This window comes from Bradyrhizobium sp. HKCCYLR20261 (assembly GCF_051168435.1).
Lineage (GTDB): Bacteria > Pseudomonadota > Alphaproteobacteria > Rhizobiales > Xanthobacteraceae > Bradyrhizobium.
The window spans coordinates 264,247-286,844 of the sequence record NZ_JBNPUZ010000007.1 but is presented as its reverse complement, the minus strand read 5'-3'; the positions used below and the strand labels follow the sequence as shown (position 1 = coordinate 286,844).

Sequence of the window (22,598 nt, the reverse complement as noted above, 5' to 3'; positions counted from 1 at the left end):
GCGAACGCAGGACCGTCAGCCAGCGGCACAATAGTCGCGCCAGAACTGGCGATAGCCGTCCTCGACCTTGCGCGTGTAGGCCTCGACATTGCCGGCAGCGGAGCTCGCGACGCGCGCCGGCAGTTCGGCCCTGACACGCGCCAGCGCCTCGGGATCCGCCGCATGCTTGAGCGCGACCGCGACGTAGCCGTCATCGTCCTCGGCGACCCAGTCGTCGAGCCCGATCGCCTTCACGATCGCGCCGCCGGCGCGCGAGGCCGAGCTGTTGCCGAGCTTCGCCACGACGGGCACGCCGGCCTGCAGCGATTCCCAGGTGCTCACGCCGCCATTCTGCGGGAAGGGATCGAGGGATATGTCGATCTCCGCGAAGGCTGCGATGTGCTCCTGCCGCATCGACGATCCCAGGCAGGTCAGCCGGCTTTCGACGATGCCGTGCGCCACGAAGCGCGAGATCAGTCCGTCGCGCAGGAAAGCATCGTCGAGCGCGCCGTTCTTGATGATGATGCGGGCGTCGGGAAGCGCGCGGAGAAGCGCGGTCCAGACAGTCAGCACCTGGTCGGAGATCTTGTCGACCCGGTTGAACACGCCGAAGGTGATGTGGCCGTTGCGCAGCATCGGTAGCGGCGTCGCCTGCGCGCCGGGCAGCGGATCGGTCGTGATCAGCGCCGGAAGATCGTAGACTTTTTCCGCAAACAACGGCCGCACCGCCACCGGCACCGACACCGGATCGGCGAAGAAGTAGTCCATGGTCGGCAATCCCGTGCCGGTCGCATTGCCCCAGGCCGTGACCTGGATCGGCGCGGGCTTGCGCGCGAACACCGTGAGGCGGTTGCCGGCCGAGTGGCCGGAGAGGTCGACGAGGATGTCGACCTGATCGGCCTGGATGCGGTCGGCGAGTTCGTCGTCGGACATCTGGGCGGCATCGACCCAGATGTCGGCCGTCGCCCTGCACTGCTCGGTGACGGAATCCAGCTGCGTCGAGCACGAGTAGCAGACGACCTTGAAGGCGGCGTGGTCGTGATGGCGCAGCACCGGAAGGAAGGTCAGCGCCGCCGAATGGCTGCGGAAGTCCGACGACACGTAGCCGACCGTGATGCGGCGGTCCGGATTGCGGTCGATGGAGGCGAACTGGCGCTGCGGGATGCGCGCGCCGATGCGTTCCCACCATTCGCGCCGGACCGCCTGATGCACGGCGACGTCGGCGCCGGGATAGAAATCGAGCGCGAAGATCTTCTTCAGGATGGCATCCTCGAAATCCGGCTTGATCTCGAGCGCGCGGTCGAAATGCTGGATGGCGCCGGCGGTATCGCCCTGCTTGGCGAGACAGGTGCCGAGCCAGATCAACGCCACCTCGGACCTCGGGTTCTGCTCGAGCACCCGCTTGCAGGCGACCATCGCTGGCGCAATCCGCTCGGTCAGGACGCAGACATGCGCCTTGCCGAGCAGTGCAGACTCCTGCCCGGGATCGACCGCCAGCACAGCATCGAAATCCGCCTCGGCCTCCGTGAACCGTGCCATCTGCACGTAGAGCCGGCCGCGCTGCGCGATCACGGCGGCCGCTCCCGGCTTGAGCGCGAGCGCCGCATTGAAGGCCGCCAGCGCCGGCTCGAGGTGCCGCAGATTGATGCTGACGAGCCCCTTGCCGAACATCGCCTGCATGTGGCGCGGCGCCAGGGCCAGTGCGCGATCGAAACTCTGCCTTGCCTCCTCGTTGCGCAGCAGGAGCAGTTGCGCCATGCCCCGGTTGCAATAAGCGTCGGCGAAGTCGGCCTTGAGCGCGATGGCGCGGTCATGCGCTTCGATCGCCTGCGCGAACAGCTGCATGTTCATCAAGGTGTTGCCCAGGCTGGTCCAGGCCGTCGCGAAGGTCGGCTTGAGCGCGACGGCGCGCTCCTGCACCGCGCGCGCCTCCTCGTAGCGCTTCAGGCTGAACAGCACGAGGCCGAGATTGGCAAGCGCCTCGGCGTTGCGGGGCTCCACGGCGACGGCACGGGTGAGCGCCTGCTCCGCGAGATCGAACCGGCCGCTGTCGAGCGCGGAGGCGCCCAGCAGGTGGAGAGCGTCGAAATGATCGGGTACGAGGCCGAGCGCCTGGCCGCAGATGGCCTGGGCCTCCGCGTGCCGGCCCGCGCGATAGGCCTCGACGGCCTTCGGCATCAGGCCATCTGCCTGCTTGCGGTTCTTCTTCTGCAGGCGCGCGTTCTGGAACGCGCGCGATCCGATCGTGCTTTGCAACGAAGCTCTCCGGCGGGCTGATCCGGGGCTATCTAGCACGGCTCGCCTGATTCGCGGCGAGCGCCCGCTTTACTCGCGGCGGTAATCGTCCTCGATCCGGATGATGTCATCCTCGCCGAGATACGAGCCGGTCTGGACCTCGATCAGTTCCAGCAGGATCTTGCCCGGGTTCTCCAGCCGGTGCACCGCGCCCATCGGGATATAGATCGATTCGTTCTCGTGGACGGTCTTGACCGTTTCGTTGACCGTGACCCGCGCCGCCCCGCGGACGACGATCCAGTGCTCGGAGCGGTGGTAGTGCTTCTGCAGCGACAGCCGCTGGCCGGGCTTCACCACGATGCGCTTGACCTGGTGGCGCTCGCCATTGTCGACCGATTGATAGCTGCCCCAGGGGCGGTGGACCTTGATGTGCGCCTCGGTAACCTCCGGCGCCACGGTCTTGAGCTTGGCGACCAGCCGCTTCAGCCCGTTGGCGTCGCGCTGGCGCGACACCAGGACCGCGTCCTGCGCAGCGACGACGACGAGATCGTCGACACCTTCGAGCGCCACCAGCGCCTTGTCGGTGACGACGTTGCAGTTGCGGGAATCCTCGAACACGGCGGTGCCGCGCGCGGCGTTGCCCTGCCCGTCCTTGTCGGACAGCTCCCAGACCGCGTGCCACGAGCCGACGTCGGACCAGCCGCACGACACCGGCGCGACGGCGGCCCGCTCGGTCTTCTCCATCACGGCATAGTCGATCGAGATCGGCTTGGCTGCGGCGAAGGCATCGGAGTCCAGGATGATGAAACTGAGATCGCGGCCGGCCTTGGCGACCGCGTCGGCGACGCTCTGCACGCTGCCGGCATCGTACTTGCGATACTCGTCGAGCAGCACGCCGGCACGGAACATGAAGTTGCCGCTGTTCCAGAGATAGCCCTCGCCGATGTAGCGCTCGGCGGTCGGCTGGTCCGGCTTCTCGACGAATTTGGCCACGGCCCGTACTTCTCCGGAGACCACAGCGCCAGGGCTGATGTAACCGTATTCCGTCGCCGCACGCTCCGGATTGACGCCGAAGGTGACGATCCGGCCAGCTTCCGCCGCCGCCAGCCCCTGCCGGCAGGCCGCCACGAAGGCCGTGTTGTCGCGCACGACATGGTCGGCCGCGAGCGCCAGCACCACGGCGTCCTGGTCGCGCGACTGAGCGAAGGCGGCGCCGGCGGCGATCGCCGGCCCAGAGTCGCGCCGCATCGGCTCCAGCAGGACATCGGCCTCGATGCCGATCTCGGCAAGCTGCTCCAGCACCATGAAGCGATAGGCCATGTTGGTGATGATGATCGGCCGCGCGAACAGGTCAGCGTCCGACACGCGCAGCAGCGTGTCCTGGAAGGTGGAGCGCGCGCCGAACAGCGGGAGGAACTGTTTGGGCCGCACTTCGCGTGAGGCCGGCCACAGCCGGGTCCCGGCGCCGCCGCACATGATGAGGGGAATGATGCGTCCGGTCATGAAATCAGTCCATCAAATCTGGTGGTAATCGCGATACCATTTCGCAAAACGTGAAATGCCGTCGGCGATCGACGTCGCCGGCCGGAAGCCAATGTCCCGTTCGAGGTCGCTGACGTCAGCATAGGTCGCCTCGACGTCCCCGGGCTGCATCGGCAGCATCTCCTTGATCGCCGGCCGGCCGAATTCCTTCTCCAGCAGCGTTATCACGTCGGTCAACTGCTCGGGGTGATTGTTGCCGATATTGTAAATCCGCCATGGCGCCCGGCTGCTCGAAGGATCGGGCCTGTTTCCATCCCAATCCGGGTTTCCCTGTGGCGGACGGCCGATCAGGCGGCCGATGGCCTGAACGATATCGTCGACATAGGTAAAATCACGCCGCATCTGGCCGTGATTGAACAGCCTGACCGGCTGTCCCGCCAGGATGGCCTTGGCAAAGATGAACATCGCCATGTCCGGCCGGCCCCAGGGGCCGTAGACGGTAAAGAAGCGCAGCCCTGTGGCCGGCAGCCGGTAGAGATGGCTGTAGGAATGCGCCATCAGTTCGTTGGCCTTCTTGCTCGCCGCATAGAGGCTGATCGGATGGTCGACATTGTCCTTGACCGAGAACGGCAGCTTCGTATTCGCGCCGTAGACCGACGAGGACGAGGCGAACAGCAGGTGCCCGCAGCCGTGATGCCGGCAGCCCTCGAGCACGTTGATGAAGCCTTCGAGATTGGCGTCGACGTAAGCATGCGGATTTTCCAGCGAGTAGCGCACGCCGGCCTGGGCGGCGAGATGCACCACCGCGGGAAATCGATTCTGGGCAAACAGCGCCTTGACGCCGGCGCGATCGACGAGATCGAGCTTGTGGAAGGTGAAGCCGGGCTGCGCCTTCAGGATCTCCAGGCGCGCGTCCTTCAGCTTGGGATCGTAGTACGAATTCAGATTGTCGAGCCCGACGACCTGCCGCCCCTCGGCGAGCAGCTTCTGTGACAGGTTAAAGCCGATGAAGCCGGCGGCGCCGGTCACGAGGATGGGCTGATCGGCCATGGTCACTTCCTTACGGTCGCCAGAGTTCGATGGCGGCGGGTTTGCTCGCGCGGTCGAGCTTCATCTTGACGTCGAGCACGAGGCCGCTCTCCTCGCGCAACAGCCGCTGAACCAGCGGCCAGCCGCCGGCCAGGAACGGATCGTGCGAGACCGCGAGCACGACGGCGTCGGCAGGCTGCAGCTCCATCATCGGCGTGAGGCCGATGCCGTATTCTTCATGCACGGCGGCGGCATCGGCGAGCGGATCGGCGACCTGCACCTCGATGCCGAACGACTGCAATTCGCTGATGATGTCGATCACGCGGGAATTGCGGATGTCAGGAACGTTCTCCTTGAACGTCATGCCGAGGATGGTGACGACGCCGCTGCGGCCGCGCCGCTTCAAAAGCCCACGGATGCATTCCCGCGCGATGCGCCGCCCCATCTCATCGTTGATCCGGCGGCCCGCGAGGATGACCTCGGGGTGATAGCCCGCCTTTTCGGCACGATAGGTGAGATAATAGGGATCGACGCCGATGCAGTGGCCGCCGACGAGGCCCGGCGTGAAGGGCAGGAAGTTCCACTTGGTTCCGGCCGCCGCCAGCACGTCGCCGGTGTCGATGTCGAGCGCCTGGAAGATCAGCGACAGCTCGTTCATGAATGCGATGTTGAGATCGCGCTGGGTGTTCTCGATCACCTTGGCCGCCTCGGCGACCTTGATCGACGGGGCGCGGTGGATACCGGCCGACACGACGGAGCCGTAGACGGCGGCCACCGTCTCGAGTGTCTCGGCGTTCTGGGCCGAGACCACCTTGGTGATGGTCTCGAAGCGATGCGTCTTGTCGCCGGGATTGATGCGCTCCGGCGAATAGCCGACGTTGAAGTCGCGGCCGGCCCTCAGCCCCGAGCCGCTTTCGAGCAGCGGCACGCAGTCCTCCTCGACCGCCCCCGGATAGACCGTGGACTCGTAGACGACGATGTCGCCACGCTTCAACACGGCGCTCACGGCCCGGGTCGCGGCGAGCATGGCGCCGAGATCGGGCCGGCGCGCGCTGTCGATCGGTGTGGGGACGGTGACGATGAAGAAGTCGGCCGCGGCCATCTCACCAGGGTCGCTGCTGAAGCGCAGGCCGGGCCAGCGGAGGTCGGCCGCATCTACTTCGCAGGTCCGGTCCCGGCCCTCGCGGAGCTCGGCGACCCTGACGGCATCGATGTCGAACCCGATGACCGGGCAGCCCGCGCGCGCGAACGCGGCGGCGACCGGCAGGCCGACATAGCCGAGGCCTATCACCGCAATCTTCCGGCCATGAGACATAAATTGATATTCCGGTCGTTTCGGAGGCCATTGACGCCACCCCTGCGACTGTTTAGCCACCGGGGCATCGGGACCGCAAGGGGTCGGCCGCCCCGATGGGCCGGTCCCATCCGGGCCTCGATGCCGCCAGGACGGGAGTTGCGCGTCTCGCACTCGGCTTGGGACCTTTCAACCAAGAGCGAAGCCAGCCCTCGCATGCGAGCGTTTTTGATTCTCATTCTCCGGATCGTGGTTTCGCTCGCTTTGCTGTATCTCGCGCTGCGCGGGATCAACTTCGCGGCGATCCGCGAGCGGCTCAGCCAGATCAGCATCGGCTGGATCGTGCTGGGAGTGGCGATCACGCTGCTGCAGATCTTCATCGGCGCGCTGCGCTGGCGCGAGATCTCGGCACTGTGCGGGGCGCCGCTGACCGACATGCGCGCCTTCCGCTACAACATGATCGGCGCCTTCTTCAATCAGACCCTGCCCTCCTCGATCGGCGGCGATGCCGTGCGGCTGTGGCTGATCGGCCGCACCGGCGCCGGATGGCGCGCGGCCAGCTACTCGATCCTGACCGACCGCGCCGTCGGGTTCATCGCCCTGGCGCTGATCATCGTCGCGAGCCTGCCGTGGAGCTACGGCCTGATCGCCAACGAGAACGGACGCCTTGCGCTGGTACTCGTCGATGCCGCCGCATTGGCGGCGGGCGCCGGCTTTCTGATCATCGGCTACCTGCCCGCCGCGTGGATGAAGGCGTGGTGGCCGACGCGTCACGTCTATGCCTGCTCGGTGATCGCCAACAAGGTGATCTTCGGCAAGGCCACCGCGGTGAAGATCGCCGCGCTCTCGCTCTCCGTCCACGTGCTGGCCGTCGTCATCGCCTGGTGCGCCGTGCGCTCGATCGCAGCGTCCGTCGGCTTCGAGCAGCTGTTCCTGCTGACGCCGCCGATCATGCTGATCACGATGCTGCCGATTTCGATCGCGGGCTGGGGCGTGCGCGAAGCCACCATGATGGTGACGTTCGGCTATGCCGGGCTGGCGCCGGCCGACGGCACGGTGGTCTCGATCCTGTTCGGCGCGATCTATTTCATCGTCGGCGGCATGGGCGGGCTGGTGTGGATCCTCAGCGCCGAGAAGGGCGCGGGCCGGATGGCTATCCCCGCGACCGCGGAGGAGTGACGCCTAACGGTTGGCCGCCCATTGGTCGTGCCAGGCCTGCGCCATCAGCACATTCCACAGCCAGTAGGCGTGATTGTGCCGGCGGCTGAGATGTTCGTCGAACATGCGCGTTACCCGCGCAGGGTCGAACAGGCCTTGCCGCTGCAGCCGCGATGACGACAACAAATCCGCCGCCCATGATTTCAGCGGGCCGCGGAGCCAGGCGTCGATCGGGATGCTGAAGCCGGTCTTCGGCCGGTCGATCATCTCGGCGGGCACATGGCGATACAGCACCTGCCGCAGCAGCCATTTTCCGCGGCCATCGCGCACCTTCATGCTGGCGGGAACCCTGGCGGAGAATTCGACGACGTCCTTGTCGAGGAACGGCACGCGCGTCTCCAGCGCCACCGCCATCGCGGCGCGATCGACCTTCTGCAGGATGTCGTCGCTGAGATAGCTGAGGGAGTCCGCGAGCGTCATGCGATCGAGCGGATCGAGCGGTTGCGTCAGCTTGTGCAGTTCATCGGCCGCCCAGCCGGCGCGCTCCTTACCGCCGATCACCGTGCGGGCGGGATCCTGGTCGATCGAGCACAACGTCCGGTACAGGCCTTCGAAACCGTCCGCGGCCATCAGGCGGCCGAGCTTGGCGGCTTGATCGCCGGCATGCCGCACTTTAAAGCGCGCCGGAAGAATGGGCTGCAGCGCCGACAGGATCGTGTCCGCAGGTTCCGGCGCGACCGCGCCGAGTGCGGCCCCGAGCATCCGCCGCACCGGCACCGGCAGCCGGCCGAGGCGCGCCTGCAGCCGCTCGCCCCAGACATGCCGGTTGTAGCCGCCGAACAGCTCATCGCCCGCATCGCCGGACAGGGCCACGGTCACGTGGCGGCGCGCCAGTTGCGCCACCAGATGGGTCGGAATTTGCGAGGAATCGGCGAACGGCTCGTCATAGATGAGCGGGAGCCTGGGAACCACGTCCATCGCGGTCCGCGCATCGACATAGAGATCGGTATGATCGGTGCCGAGATGCTGCGCCACCTTGCGCGCATCCTCGGCCTCGTTGTAGCCGCCCTCCGCAAACCCGATGCTGAATGTGCGCACCGGCCGGCTCGTCTGGGCCTGCATCAAGGCGACGATGGTCGACGAATCGACGCCGCCGGACAAAAAGGCGCCGAGCGGCACGTCCGCGAGGCATTGGCGCTTCACGGCGGCGGACAGCAGCTGTTCCAGCCGCGCAACCGCGTCCGGCTCGCTCTGGATGCGATCGGATTGGGCGGCGACGACGACGTCCCGCAGCGACCAATAGGCCTGCGGCGCGGGCAGGCTCCCCGGCGCGGCGTTCGCGGAGAAGCTCACGAACGAGGCCGAAGGCAGCTTGCGCAGGCCGGTCCAGATGGTCGCGGGCGCCGGAACGTAGGAGTAGCGCATGAACGATGTCAGCGCCGCGCGATCGAGCGACGGCGCCCATGAGGGGTGCGCAGCAAGCGCATTCAGCTCCGAACCAAAGACCAGGTCGGTGCCGCACCAGCCGTAGACCAGCGGCTTCTCCCCGAAGCGATCGCGCGCCAGGGTCAGCTGCCGCATCTCGGCATCCCATAGCCCGAACGCGAACATGCCGATCAGGCGCTGCAGCGCCGGCTGGATGCCCCATTGCCTGACGGCGGCAAGCAGCGTCTCGGTGTCGGAATGGCCGCGCCAGTTCGGCGCCCCGCCGCACGCCTCCAGCTCGGCCCGAATTTCGAGATGGTTGTAGATCTCGCCGTTGAAGGTGATGGTGTAGCGCCCGCAGGCGCTGTGCATCGGCTGCGCGCCCGCCTCGGAAAGATCGAGAATCGCCAGTCGCCGCTGGCCGAGGGCCAAACCGACATCGGCCCGAGTCCACAGCCCCGATGCATCCGGCCCGCGATGGGCGAGCGCCGCCGTCATGCCGGCGACGACGCCGGTCAGCATGCTCTCGTCAGCCCCGCCCGGCCGCAACAGTCCGGTTATGCCGCACATGAGTTCTCGTTCAACGCTAAGGCTCTTCGAGGCAGAGCTCGGCTACCCCCGCCTCATTCGGGAGAAACGTCTTCTCATGCTTGGCGAGAAACGCAAGGCTGGGCCGACTTGGACCGTAGAAATAGGGCAGCGCGAGGGAGCGCTTCCAGCGATCCAGAAGTCCCGCCGTGTCATAGCGGGCCTCGAATTCCGCCGATCGTCCCTCGGCCAACGCCAGGACTTCCTCGACCGCATGACAGATCTCATCGGACGAATTGTTTTCCGGATGCGCGCCGTTCCTGCCCAGCACGGCGGCATCAAAAACCCGCCATCGCCACGGCTCGCTTGTCAGCTGCCGCTGCGTCAGCGTCGTTCCATCCCTCAGCCTCACGTGCTTCAACGCGAAACGGACATTGGCGTGCCAGAGCTGGGCATCGGTCGTGATGGCATTGACGATGGCACAGGGAATCCCAAAGCTCACGGCCACGTTCGTCAGTCCGGACGTGGTCCCGACGAAGGCGCGGGCATGACGGATCAAGTGAATATCCATCAACTCCGAGCGGAACTCGCTCAATGCGTAGTCGATGGTTCGCTCCATCGGAGGAAGCTTGGGAGATTTTGGCCCACCAAGCTTGATCACCCATCCACCCCGCGAGGTGATCAGTCGGATGGCCTCGAGCGACGTTTCGATCGGCGCATTGCGATGCGTCTGCCCTGTCCCCATGAACTCGAAATAGTGGGCTGCATCGCGGGTGTGCAGGCAGACGTACCAGTCGTCGGGCTTCATTCCGTATCTGGAACAGAGCCGCCGGAATCCGTCGGCGGCAACATCCGCAAGATTGGTCGCCTGATCATAGACCTCCCGCAACGGATGCGGTCGTCCTTCGCGCTCCCATTGCTCGATGGCGATCGCTCCCGCCTCCTGCCACGGCACGGCACGTCCGTCCGGCAGCCGGCACGCATTGAAATTCAGGCCATACCATCGCTGAAGGGACAACAACTCATGTGCGGTCCGCTCAGAGATCGACTCACCGACCACGAGGATCTGACCGAAGCGTTCGAAAAGACGGAAGAATGGGTCGTTGGCAATCAATCCCGGGCGCGCAACGATCACCGCCTTGCCCGACCACCAGCGAAGCTCACGCATACGAAACAGAATGTCGAGCATCCCCAGATGGCCGATCTGGGTGGCCCATTCCTCCGGCACCAAACGCAGCTCCTCCAGGGAGACGTCGAGTCGGCGGAGCAGGTCTGCCAACTCTGCGGATAGCAGCGGTGGCGATTGGCGGAGTTCCTCTTGCGCGTCCAAAGCACGTTCGAACAAGCGAGTTCCAAGCTCGCCGCGTCCGACATGCGTCACCCGCTGTCCAGTGAAGTTGCACAGATCGAACAGCCGGCCGGGCGCTCCCGAGAGCACATCGATTTGGTTGGGAAAATAGCGTGACGAACCGCGAGCAGCGATATTCTGATGAGGACGAAAAAAATGCAGGCTGCCCCGGCAGGCCCAGAATAGCGCGTCCAACGCACCCGCTTCATCGCCGTCAATGATCTGGAGCATCGCCCTGTGAAAGGCGAGATCGATGATTCGGATCAGATCGTCGTCTGTCGCTCCCGCTGCCGCATCCAGGGCTTCATCGAACTCGCCCAGTTCGAAGAGCGACCTCACGAGCGCATACCTGACGGCCGGGCTGTCCAAACGCAACGTCTCCCGACGCACAGACTCGATCACCTTCCGATAGGCTCCGATCCGGTACAGGACATGGATCGATGCCCGATAGAAGCGACGACTGAGAGCCGTCGAATAGCGGTAGTCAGCGTGCTCCGCGAGATGAGATGTGACGTAGGGAAAGTAGGCCTGGTACATCCGCTCACGCAGCGGCAATCTCACGAACTCGGCGATGACGAGACCAAGGAACACCAATCGCCGCGGCAGCAGACTCAGCGCCGCGCCGAACGTGATGAAAGCCAGATAGACAAACCTGCGATAGCGAGCGGGCTTCATTTTGAGCTTCAACTTCCTCCGGTAACGCCCCAACGGAGCCGATGTACCTGCTTCCCCGCAGACAGATTCAGCTTGGGTTGGATGACCGAAGCAAGTTGCGTGCAAATACGATGTCGACGATCAGCTTCGAGAATGAATTCATAAGAATGCGAAGCCCCAAGGAACAACGGGCATTGCCGAGCTATCAGCTCGGCAATGGATGATCCAAAGTTGTATCGTCTGCCCCAGGCACGACGTATAGCAGAGCGAATGCTGCCAAGCCAAGCCGAACCTCGCGACAGACTGATCGGCGCCGACAGAGTGCAGAAATCCGCAACTTGCTGCCTTGCTGTTCATCTGGCTTTCAGCTCGGCGCAAACCGAATCTCACCGCGAACACATGCCACCGCGCTATACAGCGCGTTCAGCGAACACCGCACGCTTCGACCTGTCCTGCACGATTGCCGGCTTCGATGAACGGAGCCCCCTGCCCGGTAGCCTCCCCATCCCCTGGCTCGTGAACCGAGATTCGTCAGCCCAATCGGCAGATTCCGTACGCCAACGCGCCTGCGAATCGATCTCATCTGGCGCCGCGGGACGACATCCGCTTCTCACAACATGAAGCGGCCGCCATGTCGCATGAACTTCAGTCGGCGAGTCCGAGCCTGCTGGAAAATGCCTGCTTGAACGCCCGCGTCCGGACGATCTCGCGCGCGAGATAGCTCGTGTATTTTTCTGCGCCCCGGCGGTCCAGGTGACCGCCGCCGTCCACGGTCGTCATGCCGTCGAAGGGCGGCGCGATCAAATCCACGTCGAGCGCTTTCGCCAGCTCTTCGGCCTGCTTCAAGCATGACTGGCTGTGCGGAACCAGGGTAAGCACAGCGCGACCGCCGATCTCCTTCAGCATCGTTTTCGCGTAGTCGACAATCACGGGCGTGGTATGGCAGTCCGGGTCGCGCGCTGAAACGAGCGGCTTGTTGCCGTCCGCGACATAGGCTGGATTTGCGTCCAGCCCGAGGTCTCCGTCGGAAATGTTCCGGTACAGCCCGGATGGGGTGAACTGCCCACTGCGATACGCAGCCACCATGTCCTCGATGCGCCAATGAAGATTGCGCCCCACGACCGTCAGATATCCACGAAGCCGCGTGCGCGTCACCGCAGCGATCGGCATTTTTTGCGGGCCCAGGGTGACATTCAGATCGTTGCTGAAGAAGTGGACGAACTGATCGTCGGCGTTGATCACCCAGAGCGGCGGGTGGATCTTCCAGCGCTCGATGAGCCGACGGGAGAACTCGCCCCCGCGCAGACCCAGGAAGGACATGTTGTAGATCTTCAGGCGAGACAGCTGCGGGTCTGCGAGAAGCGTCCGGCGATCGAGAGCATAACCGACGAACGATGGGCCGAGAAAGACGATGTCCGAGCTCCGGGCCGCGTCGACTGATGAGCCGACATTGCTGAAGAAGACGTCCTGATCCTGGATTTGCGGCACATTGCGCCCGCCGAAATCGCGGTACCATCCGGCATCGCCTTGGCGAGGTATCTGCAGCCAGCCGTCGCGAAACGTCCAGCCGTCATATGAAAACAGGGCAATGCCGACGACGAACAGGCCAAAGACGACAACTCCGCAAAGGCCGACAACGAGAAGGTAGCGTCGGACCGCGGGCGTTCCAGACTTGGCTTCGGACCCGGCTTCGGACTTGGCCCCCGCTCCGGCGACTGATGACATGGCTCGATCTCACTTCCACGGATTCCGGAACATGCTGAGGAGCGTTCGCTGCCCCTCGAGTGTAGCCACCAACTGACCAGCTCACGCCACCCCTGAACGCAGAGCCGTTTCCTGGAGCGCCGGCCGCAGCAGCGCGGCGCGCATTTGCGAGTTGCCGATCAGATTTGACGAAGCCGCTTGCGGACTTAAAGCATCATCAGCACCGTTCAGCCAGTCCGACGGCGTGTCGGAGAACCACAATCCCACAGACTTTCGACGCCCGCACCCAGGATAACCTTGGCATGGCGTACGATCGTTGATAAACCAAATTAACCCGCGGCAACACCAAGAAACTTTCCATGCTCTTCACGCAGTTCGAGTTTCTGTTCCTGTTCCTGCCGGTGACGTTCGCCGGATACTTCCTGCTGGCGCGGTTTGTCGTTTCTCCCGTCGCGCGCCTGAGCTGGCTGGCCGCCGCATCGCTGACGTTTTACGGCTATTGGGACATCCATTTCGTCCCGATCATTCTCGTTTCGATCGTCTTCAATTATACGATGGGCCTGCTGATCGCGGGACAACAGGGGAAGGCGCGCAGCGGTCTCTTCGCCGGCGCCATTACGCTCAATCTCGCGGCGCTGGCCTTCTATAAATACACGAATTTCGGCATTCAGATCCTCAACGCGCTGAGCGCATCCAAGTATCCTTCGCTCGCGATCGTGCTGCCACTGGGAATCTCCTTCTTCACCTTTACCCAGATCGCCTATCTCGCCGACGTCTATGGTGGCTATTCCGACGAGCGCAGCTTCGTCAAATATGGCCTGTTCGTCACCTATTTCCCGCATCTGATCGCAGGACCGATCCTCCATCATCGCGAGATGATGCCGCAGTTCGGCTCGGAGGAAAGCCGGAAGATCTCGCTCGAGAACATCGCCATCGGCCTGACGATCCTGACCATCGGCCTGTTCAAGAAGTCGTTCATTGCCGATGGTTTCGGGCTCGTCGCCAATCCCGTCTTCCAGGCCGCGAATTCCAGCCATCTCCATCTGATGGACGCCTGGGGCGGCGCGCTCGCCTATTCGCTGCAGATCTACTTCGACTTCTCCGGCTATTCGGACATGGCGATCGGGATTTCGATCATGTTCGGCATCAAGCTGCCGTTCAACTTCGATTCGCCGTACAAGTCACAGAACATTGTCGAGTTCTGGCGCCGCTGGCACATCTCGCTGTCACGCTTCCTGCGCGACTACCTCTACATTCCTCTCGGGGGCAACCGTCACGGCGAGCACAGGCGGAACATCAACCTGTTCACGACCATGCTGCTCGGCGGCCTCTGGCACGGCGCCGGTTTTACCTTCGTGATATGGGGCGCCCTGCACGGGCTCTTCCTCATCATCAATCACCGCTGGAGCAAGTTCGTTCAGCGACAGCCGACGCTCGCGCGTTTGTCCAGCTCCATCTGGTACGCCGCAGCCGCGCTGCTGCTGACGCAGTTCGTCGTCGTTTTGGCGTGGGTGTTCTTCCGCGCCGACAATCCCGCTGCGGCCGTGAGGCTGATCAAGGGGATGGTCGGTCTCTCGAACTCCGAAAAAATCACGATCAGCAATCTCATCGACGCACGGATCATGCTGGCAATCGTGCTGGGCTATGCGGCCTGCCTGGGATTGCCCAACGTGAACGCGATGTTCGATCGGTGGAAGGTCGGGCTCGAAACCTATCACAATCCGCGCCCCTGGAGCATTCTCAGTCTGAAGTGGCGTCCGTCATTGCCCTGGGCGATCGGCACATCGGTCGCGCTGGTCGCAGCCGTCCTCATGAACATCATCGCCGGCGACACGTCGCAGTTCCTTTACTTCCAGTTCTAGTCGCCCTCAGATGATCCGCGGGGCTGATCCGGCAGAACTTGACGATTGGCGATGCTGACGAACGGCGAAGGCGACGATCGCAGCGTGATTGGTTCGCCGCAGCGAGCCGATGCCCCTCCGCAGCCCGACCGGACGAGACGCTATGTCATCAGCGTCTTGGCGGCTTCCGCACTCGCGGGCTACTTGCTTCCCCTCGGTCTTTTTCGGGCTGGAGAACGGTTCGGTGCGTCGAGCAGCCTGCAGCAGCTTGCCAACTCGCAACGGGACAATCCCGAGCAGATCGTGCTTCCCTACGATTTGCGCTACAATGCGGCGTTCAAGCTGGCGCGGCTGGAGCAAGAGCGCCCCGACATCATATGGATCAGCACGTCTCGCGCCGGAGCATTCCGCGCCGAGATGTTCAAGCCGTACCGCTTCTACAATCTGTCTTTCACCGCCTGGACCACGGGCCAAACGGCCACGCTGTTCGACTTGGCCACGCGGCAACACCGACCGCGGATAGCGATCCTGTCGCTGGACCATTTCCTGTTCGCCGACAGATGGGAGGAATGGTTCGCGATCACGCGAAAGATGCACGAGAATTGGCCGCTCTCCTACCTGAGCGGCAGCCTGCTCGACTTCGCCCGGACGGCGACCCGCCATCCGGCCACCTTCCGAAACTATTTGAATGCGCCGACGGTGTTCACCGGAACCCAATCGATCCTTCACGAAGAAGGTTTCCGCAGCGACGGTTCTTACCAGTATTCACCCGCGCACCTGGCTGATGCCCGGTCCCGATTCATGAACGCCGCCACCCTCGCCGACACATTGCCGCGTGCGGCAGGCATCTCCCCCTGGCTCAAGCGGCCAATCGCTGCCTTGGCCGAGATGGCGCGGACGCGTGGCATCACCTTGCTCGGGGTGCAACTTCCGTTCATCCGCGCCGGCATCGAACTGCTGGATCGCGAACAAGGCGGTCGCTACGGGTTCGGCGCCTGGCGCGAGTTTGCCACGCAGGACATGCGCGATTGGCTGAGGACGCTGGGCATTCCGCTCTTCGATCTGGGACGACTGGAATTCGAGGACGAGACCGCGAGCTTTGTCGACGCCTATCATCTTGCAGAACGTGGCGCCGCCAAGGTGATGCTGCATCTGCTCAAGGATGATGAGTTCCGCGGCATGTTCGCGAACATCGACGCAACTGAGATCGAGCGCAACCTCGACACCGCGGCCGGGCATCAAGCGCCGAAAACAGCCATTGGGGATGGCGAAAGACGCTAGCGTCGGGGTGGACGGGAGCCCCCTGGGAAAGTACGGATAACGGTGGATTTTTCCGAGACTTAAGATAGAGTTTCCAGCAATTCGAGGCGGGGTTGGCATCGGCCGTGACGCGCTATGTTGTAGTTGTACTGGCGCTGCTCGCGGCTTTATTGTTGCCGCTGCTTGCAAGCCTCGAATGGATCGGCTGGCGGCTGGGTGCAACAGTGCCGCTGTCGAGCATCGCTGCCGAGCAATCGCACCATGATCGTATTCTCTGGCTCGGGTCTTTCAAGGACTACGCCCCCTACAAGCTGGAACGCATCAAGCAGGTTCAACCCGAGGTGCTGCTTGTCGGCAGCTCGCGGTGCGGTCAGGCCCGCGACCAGATGTTCCGGCCCTATGTCGCCTACAATGCATGCCTGACGGCGTGGCCGCTCACCCACGTCGTCGACTTCATCGACCGCGCCACTCACGTCGCCAAACCTCGTGTCGTCATCGTCGCGCTGGATTACTTCCTGTTCGGCGATTCTCTCGCAGAAGTCTGGCAGAAGGAGCGCACGATGGACTTCAGCCAGGGGCTGGCGTCGCATCGTCGGAAATTGCACGATGTCATCGACTTCGTCATGCGAACCCATGGCAACCGCGATGCCATCCTCTCCGCGGTGACCACTCCCCAGCACGAGCCGATCGACGGCAACAGGCTGATCGGGACCGAGGCCATTCGCGGCCAATTCGGCTTCCGCAAGGACGGTTCGGTGATGGTCGCTCCGCCCTATCGGAATCTTGCCGCGGAAACCTTAGCGCGCGGCGCTCAATACGTCACGTCATCCTTTCCCGGAGCCCAGCATCTCAGCGAGCGGCAGCTCGGCGAGATCGAGCGGCTGTCCCGACTGGCGCGCGAGCGCAATTTCACGGTGATCGCTATTCAGTACCCTCTGCTGGAGAGCGCCGCGGCTTTCCTCGATACCGACGAAAACTACTGGCCCTATTCAGGATTGTGGCGGGAGCTGAAGAGCCCGCAGACCGCAAGCAGATTCGCGCAATTGGGAATTTCGTTCTTCGACATGAGCCGTACCGAGATTTCGCAGACGACTGAGAACTTCTTCGATCCGGCTCATCCCTCGGAACGCGGCATGCTGAAGACCTATCTCGCATTGCTGAACCGCCCCGATTTCAGCAGGCACTTCCCGCGCATCGATCGCAACGAACTCGCGGCCGACCTCGACCGCAAGGAAGAGCAGTTCGATCTCTATCACTGACCAGAGCGCGAGGATCCTCCCCTCCATCGCTCTTGCTCTCCGTCGCCATCGGCCGCGACGTTCAAGGGCACAACGCGAGATCTCCGCGCGGCGCGTGTGGAGACGACCATCCCGGGCATGAACGCAGCATGTCTCAGCAGGATTGGCCGCTGTGAACCGACATCCGTCACCCTGAGATCTGCGCGATGATCGCAACTTCATCGTCCGAGAATTCAACAACAGGCCGTGCAGGGGTTTGTGCTGCTGCGCACACCTGTTAAAGAGGGGTGCACAACGCCTGGATGCCTCGCGCCTCTCGTCACCGATCATGAGAATGCTTCGACTTTTCGCAATAGAATCAACGTCGACGAGGCGTGCTGAAGTTGGACCTTCGCCGCTACGATCACCCGGATCCTGGCCGTTGCATCGGCGATTCGCATACGCAGCCGGCAGCGAGGCCCATTCAGGACAGATGAGCCGGAGTCGAAGCCCTTGGATCAGGTTATCGAAATGACGCAGATGGATCTGGTCTGTCAGACAATTCGCGCTTCCTGCGAGCCCGGTCAGACGATTGCCTTCGTGTCAGGCAACTTCAACGTCGTGCACCCCGGACATCTACGGCTTCTGAAGTTCGCGGCCGAGCAGGCCGATGTGCTCGTCGTCGGCGTCAATCCGGACTCGACGCCCGGCGTGACCCTGGCGCAGGACATGCGGCTGGACAACGTGCGCTCCATCTCGTTTGTGCACCATGCCGTGCGTTTGGAGACCTCCGCGTCCGACTTCATCGGGCAGTTGAAACCGACGATCGTCGTCAAGGGCAAGGAGTTCGAGGACCGGACCAACCCGGAACAGGAGGCTGTGGACGCCTATGGCGGCCGACTGATCTTCTCCTCCGGTGAACTGCGCTTCGCCTCGCTGTCGCTGCTGGAACGCGACGCCAACATCGACATCTCCACCGTCCGCAAGCCGCTCGAGTTTCCGAAACGCCACGGTTTCGAGATCTCGAGCCTGAAGGACCTGCTGCGCAAGCTCTCGGGCATGCGGGTGGCCGTGATCGGCGATCTGATCGTCGACGAATATGTCACCTGCGACGCCGTCGGAATGTCGCAGGAGGATCCGACCATCGTCGTGACGCCATTGATGACCCGAACCTTCGTGGGCGGGGCCGGCGCCGTGGCGGCCCACGCCCATGGGCTCGGCGCGGATGTGAGCTTCTTCACCCTGGTCGGGGACGATGATGCGGCGCGCTTTGCCCGCAGCACGCTTGAGCAGCACGGCGTGAATTTCAACGCCTTCGCCGACCAGACCCGGCCGACGACGCGCAAGCAGCGCTTTCGCGCGCTGAACAAGACGCTGCTGCGCGTCAATCATCTGCGCCAGCACGCCGCGGACGCCGATCTGCAGCGGCAGATGCTGACCTCGGTCGAACGCGCCCTGAAGACCTGCGATCTGCTGCTGTTTTCCTGCTTCAATTACGGCTGCCTGCCGCAGGATCTGGTGGATGCGATCGCCGATCTCGCGCGCTCCAGAGGCGTCATGATGGCCGCCGACAGCCAGGTCTCGTCGCAGACCGGCGACGTCTCCCGGTTCAAGGGCATGACCTTGCTGACGCCGACCGAGCGCGAGGCGCGCGTCGCGCTGAACGACTTCATCTCCGGCCTCGCCGTCATCAGCGAGCGGCTGGTCGAGCGGGCACGCACCAAGAACCTGGTGATCACGCTGGGCGCTGAGGGCGCGCTGATCAACACCATGGCCGAAGGCGCCTTCACCTCCGACCGTCTGCCCGCGTTCAACCCGTCGCCGAAGGACGTCTCCGGCGCCGGCGACAGCTTCTTCATGGCCTGCTCGATGGGCCTGCGCGCGGGCGCCGATATCTGGCGAGCATCTTATCTCGGCTCGCTGGCCGCGGCGCTGCAGGTCTCCCGCGTCGGCAACCTGCCGCTCACGACAGCGGAACTGGTCAAGGAAATCGACGAAACCGGCTTCAGCCACGAGTAGGATGTCGTCATGCGTGCCCTTCTGCTCGCGGCCGGGATCGGAAGCCGGCTGCGTCCGCTGACCAACACGACGCCGAAATGCCTGGTGCGTGTGCACGACCGGCCCCTGCTGGACTACTGGCTCGACCTCGTGTTCGAAGGCGGCGTCGAGCGGGCGCTGCTCAACACGCACTGGCTGGCCGAGCAGGTCCGGGCCCATGTCGCGCAGTCGCGCTGGCGCAACCGGATCGATCTCGTTCACGAAGATGAACTGCTCGGCACCGGCGGCACCGTGCTGGCCAACCGCGCTTGGTTCGGCGACCAGCCGTTCATGGTCGCCCATGCGGACAATTTGACGGATTTCGACGTCAAGGGGCTGCTCGCCGCCCATCACGGCCGGCCGTCCGGCTGCATCATGACGATGCTCGCGTTCCGGACCGACGATCCAAGCTCGTGCGGGATTCTCGAACTGGATGATCAGCGCCGTGTGATCGCCTTCCACGAGAAGGTCAAGAATCCGCCCGGGAACCTCGCCAATGGCGCGGTCTACGTGTTCGAGCCCAGCGTGATCGCCGACATCGCGGCGCTCGGAAAGCCGGTCGTCGACCTCTCCACCGAAATCATCCCCAACTATTTGGGACGCATTTTGTGCGTGGAAACCAGCGGTTATCATCGGGATATCGGCAACCCGGAAAGCTTGCGCCGGGCTCATTTGGAGTTTAATCACGAACCGCGCCGTGGCGGGGACGTTTGACGGGCGGCTATTGCCGCCGGGCCGGTCGCCTTCCCCAGCCAATTTGTATAAAGGTGCGCGCGACGCGCCAGCCGGCGAGACGACAGGCGAGCCACGGGGATTGCTCAGATGAAAGTATTCGTGACCGGAGCGTGCGGCTACAAGGGCAGCGTGCTCGTGCCGAAGCTGTTGAAGGCCGGCCACAAGGTCGTTGCGTTCGACATCATGTGGTTCGGCAACTTCCTTGAGCCGCATCCGGATCTCACCGTCGTTCAGGGGGACGTGCGCAATCCCGACGCGATTGACCTGACCGGCGTGGACGCCATCATCCATCTCTCCAGCGTCGCCAATGACCCCTGCGGCGATCTCGATCCGAAGCTGACCTGGGAGATCTCCTGCCTCGCCACGATGCAGCTCGCCGATCGCGCCTACCGCCACGGTATCAAGCGCTTCATCTACGCGTCCTCTGGCAGCGTCTACGGCGTGAAGGAAGAGGAGCAGGTCACCGAGGATCTCGAGCTGCTGCCGATCTCGGAGTACAACAAGACCAAGATGTGCGGCGAGCGCATCGTGCTGTCCTACAAGGACGACATGGTGGTGCAGATCGTGCGCCCCGCCACCGTGTGCGGCTACTCCCCGCGCCAGCGCCTCGACGTCTCCGTCAACATGCTGACGATGCAGGCGCTGATGAACGGCCGCATCACGGTGTTCGGCGGCGACCAGACCCGGCCGAACATCCACATCGACGACATCACCGACCTCTATCTCTTCCTGCTCGATCATCCCGAGCACACCGGCGTCTACAATGCCGGCTTCGAGAACATCTCGATCCTCGACATCGCCAACATGGTCACCAAGCACGTGCCGGCCGAGGTCATCGTGACGCCCTCGAACGATCCGCGCAGCTATCGCGTCAACTCCGATCGCCTGCTCGCGACCGGCTTCCGTCCGAAGAAGACGGTGGAGGACGCGATCAAGGAGATCATCGGCATGTACTCGCAAGGCCAGCTCAAGAACGACGACCGCTGGTACAATCTGAAATGGATGGAGAAGGAGGTCGTGAAATGAACGTCCTGGCCTTCAAGACCCCCGGCAGCCTGTTCGCCGACTACACCAGCCGCTTCAGCACCGTGCTGAAGGATTTCGACTGGGCCCCGGTCGAGAAGCTCGCCTATGACCTGCGTGACTGCTGGCAGACCGGCCGGCAGGTGTTCTTCTGCGGCAATGGCGGCAGCGGCGGCAACGCCAACCACCTCGCCAACGACTTCCTCTACGCGCTGTCGAAGACGCCGGGCTCCGGCCTCCGCGTGCATTCGCTGTCGTCGAATCCCTCGGTGATCACCTGCCTCGCCAATGACGAAGGCTACGACCAGGTGTTCTCGCTGCAGCTCGCGGTGCTCGCGCGCAAAGGCGATGTGCTGATCACCTTCTCCGGCTCCGGCAATTCGCCGAATATCCTGAAGGCGCTCGAAGAGGGCAAGAAGATCGGCATGACCTCCTATGCCGTGCTCGGCTTCACCGGCGGCAAGGCCAAGGCGCTGGCCGACGTGCCGATCCATTTCGCCGTCGACGACATGCAGATCGCCGAGGACGCGCAGATGGTGATCGGCCACATGATCATGCAGTGGCTGTATGCCCAGCGTGGCGACATCATCACGACGCGCGAGGTCTGACGGACAGAGACGATGGCTGCGAACGAAAAGTACCTGATCCTCGGCTCGAACTCCTTCTCGGGCGCAACCTTTGTCGACTTCCTGGCCGCGGCCGGTCACGACGTGATCGCCACCAGCCGCTCCGACGAGCCGCATGACGCGTTCCTGCCCTACAAGTGGCAGAAGCGTCCCGGCAAGGTCCGCTTCCAGCGCGTCGACCTCAACCACGATCTCGAGGCGCTGAAGGCGCTGCTCAAAGCCGAGCGGCCAACCCATGTCGTGAACTTTGCCGCGCAGAGCATGGTCGGCGAGAGCTGGCTGTACCCGGACCATTGGATGATGACCAACGTCGTCTCCGCCGTCCGCCTGCACGACATCCTGCGCAACTATGACGGCCTCGACCGCTACGTCCACGTCACGACGCCGGAAGTCTACGGCTCGACCGAGGGCTGGGTGCGCGAGGATGCGCCGTTCAACCCGTCGACGCCTTATGCCGTGTCGCGCGCGGCCGGCGACATGAGCCTGCGCACCTACTTCGCCAACTACCAATTCCCGGTCGTGTTCACCCGTGCGGCCAATGTCTATGGCCCGGGCCAGCAGCTCTACCGCATCGTGCCGCGGACCATCGTCGCGGCCATGACCGGGCAGAAGCTGCGCCTCGACGGCGGCGGCAAGTCGGTGCGCGTGTTCATCCACATGACCGACGTGTCGGACGCGACGGTGAAGATCGGCCGCAGCGGAAAGCTCGGCGAGACCTATCACATCTCCGGCTACGAGCTGGTGTCGATCCGCACTTTGGTCGAGATGATCCTCGCCCGGCTCGGCAAGAACTTTGAGGACTGCGTCGAGATCGGACCGGAGCGGCCCGGCAAGGACACCGCCTACACGCTCGACAGCTTCAAGCTGCGCACCGAGCTCGGCTGGCGCGACACCTTCTCGCTGGAACAGGGCATCGACGACGTCATCGCCTGGGCGCGGCGCTTCGAGGATGTGATGGCCAAGCTGCCGACCAAGTACGAGCATAAACCCTGATTTATTCCTGCGCCTCCCCGTGGGGCGCGA

At 63.8% G+C, this 22,598-nt stretch carries 16 protein-coding genes; 9 read left to right on the top strand and 7 right to left on the bottom strand.

Features of this window, described 5'->3' with window-relative positions; translation table 11 throughout:
• Positions 1-15: 15 nt before the first annotated feature.
• From ACQR1L_RS19395 to ACQR1L_RS19380, 4 genes are all read right to left on the bottom strand, one after another.
• On the bottom strand, positions 16-2,235 hold the full coding sequence (locus ACQR1L_RS19395) for a tetratricopeptide repeat protein (protein ID WP_434859511.1): 2,220 nt from the start codon (positions 2,233-2,235) through the stop codon (positions 16-18).
• A gap of 69 nt (positions 2,236-2,304) precedes the next feature.
• Complete coding sequence (locus ACQR1L_RS19390) at positions 2,305-3,717, bottom strand: mannose-1-phosphate guanylyltransferase/mannose-6-phosphate isomerase (RefSeq protein WP_434859510.1); 1,413 nt, start codon at positions 3,715-3,717, stop codon at positions 2,305-2,307.
• 12 nt (positions 3,718-3,729) lie between these two features.
• A complete protein-coding gene (locus ACQR1L_RS19385) occupies positions 3,730-4,746 on the bottom strand; it encodes an NAD-dependent epimerase (protein ID WP_434859509.1) in 1,017 nt (338 codons plus the stop codon).
• Positions 4,747-4,756: 10 nt separating this feature from the next.
• Positions 4,757-6,040, bottom strand: a complete 1,284-nt coding sequence (locus tag ACQR1L_RS19380) for a nucleotide sugar dehydrogenase (protein ID WP_434859508.1) — start codon at positions 6,038-6,040, stop codon at positions 4,757-4,759.
• 195 nt (positions 6,041-6,235) lie between these two features.
• On the opposite strand from ACQR1L_RS19380, the gene ACQR1L_RS19375 reads away from it, so the two are divergent.
• Positions 6,236-7,198, top strand: a complete 963-nt coding sequence (locus ACQR1L_RS19375; RefSeq protein WP_434859507.1) for a lysylphosphatidylglycerol synthase transmembrane domain-containing protein — start codon at positions 6,236-6,238, stop codon at positions 7,196-7,198.
• A 3-nt stretch (positions 7,199-7,201) separates the two neighbouring features.
• On the opposite strand, the gene asnB is transcribed toward ACQR1L_RS19375, so the two are convergent.
• The 3 genes from asnB to ACQR1L_RS19360 form a co-directional block, all read right to left on the bottom strand.
• Positions 7,202-9,172, bottom strand: coding sequence for an asparagine synthase (glutamine-hydrolyzing) (gene asnB / locus ACQR1L_RS19370; RefSeq protein WP_434859506.1), 1,971 nt, complete (start codon positions 9,170-9,172; stop codon positions 7,202-7,204).
• A 16-nt stretch (positions 9,173-9,188) separates the two neighbouring features.
• Positions 9,189-11,165, bottom strand: coding sequence for a TIGR04372 family glycosyltransferase (locus ACQR1L_RS19365; RefSeq protein ID WP_434859505.1), 1,977 nt, complete (start codon positions 11,163-11,165; stop codon positions 9,189-9,191).
• Positions 11,166-11,777: 612 nt separating this feature from the next.
• Entirely contained in the window at positions 11,778-12,857 is a 1,080-nt protein-coding gene (locus tag ACQR1L_RS19360; protein ID WP_434859504.1) for a hypothetical protein, read from the bottom strand.
• Between the two features lie 338 nt (positions 12,858-13,195).
• Here ACQR1L_RS19360 and ACQR1L_RS19355 point away from each other — a divergent pair, with 338 nt between their 5' ends.
• The 8 genes from ACQR1L_RS19355 (at position 13,196) to ACQR1L_RS19320 (ending at position 22,568) form a co-directional block, all read left to right on the top strand.
• Positions 13,196-14,698: an MBOAT family O-acyltransferase gene (locus tag ACQR1L_RS19355; protein WP_434859503.1), complete on the top strand. Its 1,503-nt coding sequence runs from the start codon at positions 13,196-13,198 to the stop codon at positions 14,696-14,698.
• A gap of 51 nt (positions 14,699-14,749) precedes the next feature.
• A complete protein-coding gene (locus ACQR1L_RS19350) occupies positions 14,750-15,958 on the top strand; it encodes a hydrolase (protein WP_434859601.1) in 1,209 nt (402 codons plus the stop codon).
• Between the two features lie 92 nt (positions 15,959-16,050).
• Positions 16,051-17,196: a hypothetical protein gene (locus ACQR1L_RS19345; RefSeq protein WP_434859502.1), complete on the top strand. Its 1,146-nt coding sequence runs from the start codon at positions 16,051-16,053 to the stop codon at positions 17,194-17,196.
• Positions 17,197-17,667: 471 nt separating this feature from the next.
• Complete coding sequence (locus tag ACQR1L_RS19340) at positions 17,668-19,173, top strand: PfkB family carbohydrate kinase (protein WP_434859501.1); 1,506 nt, start codon at positions 17,668-17,670, stop codon at positions 19,171-19,173.
• A 9-nt stretch (positions 19,174-19,182) separates the two neighbouring features.
• Positions 19,183-19,905: a nucleotidyltransferase family protein gene (locus tag ACQR1L_RS19335; RefSeq protein WP_434859500.1), complete on the top strand. Its 723-nt coding sequence runs from the start codon at positions 19,183-19,185 to the stop codon at positions 19,903-19,905.
• A gap of 108 nt (positions 19,906-20,013) precedes the next feature.
• Positions 20,014-20,952: an NAD-dependent epimerase/dehydratase family protein gene (locus tag ACQR1L_RS19330; protein WP_172112740.1), complete on the top strand. Its 939-nt coding sequence runs from the start codon at positions 20,014-20,016 to the stop codon at positions 20,950-20,952.
• The gene (locus ACQR1L_RS19325; protein ID WP_035640025.1) at positions 20,949-21,557 is read left to right on the top strand and encodes an SIS domain-containing protein; all 609 of its coding nucleotides are present in this window, start codon (positions 20,949-20,951) and stop codon (positions 21,555-21,557) included. The genes ACQR1L_RS19330 and ACQR1L_RS19325 overlap by 4 nt, the downstream gene beginning before the upstream one ends.
• A 12-nt stretch (positions 21,558-21,569) precedes the next feature.
• The gene (locus ACQR1L_RS19320) at positions 21,570-22,568 is read left to right on the top strand and encodes an NAD-dependent epimerase/dehydratase family protein (RefSeq protein WP_434859499.1); all 999 of its coding nucleotides are present in this window, start codon (positions 21,570-21,572) and stop codon (positions 22,566-22,568) included.
• Positions 22,569-22,598 lie beyond the last annotated feature (30 nt).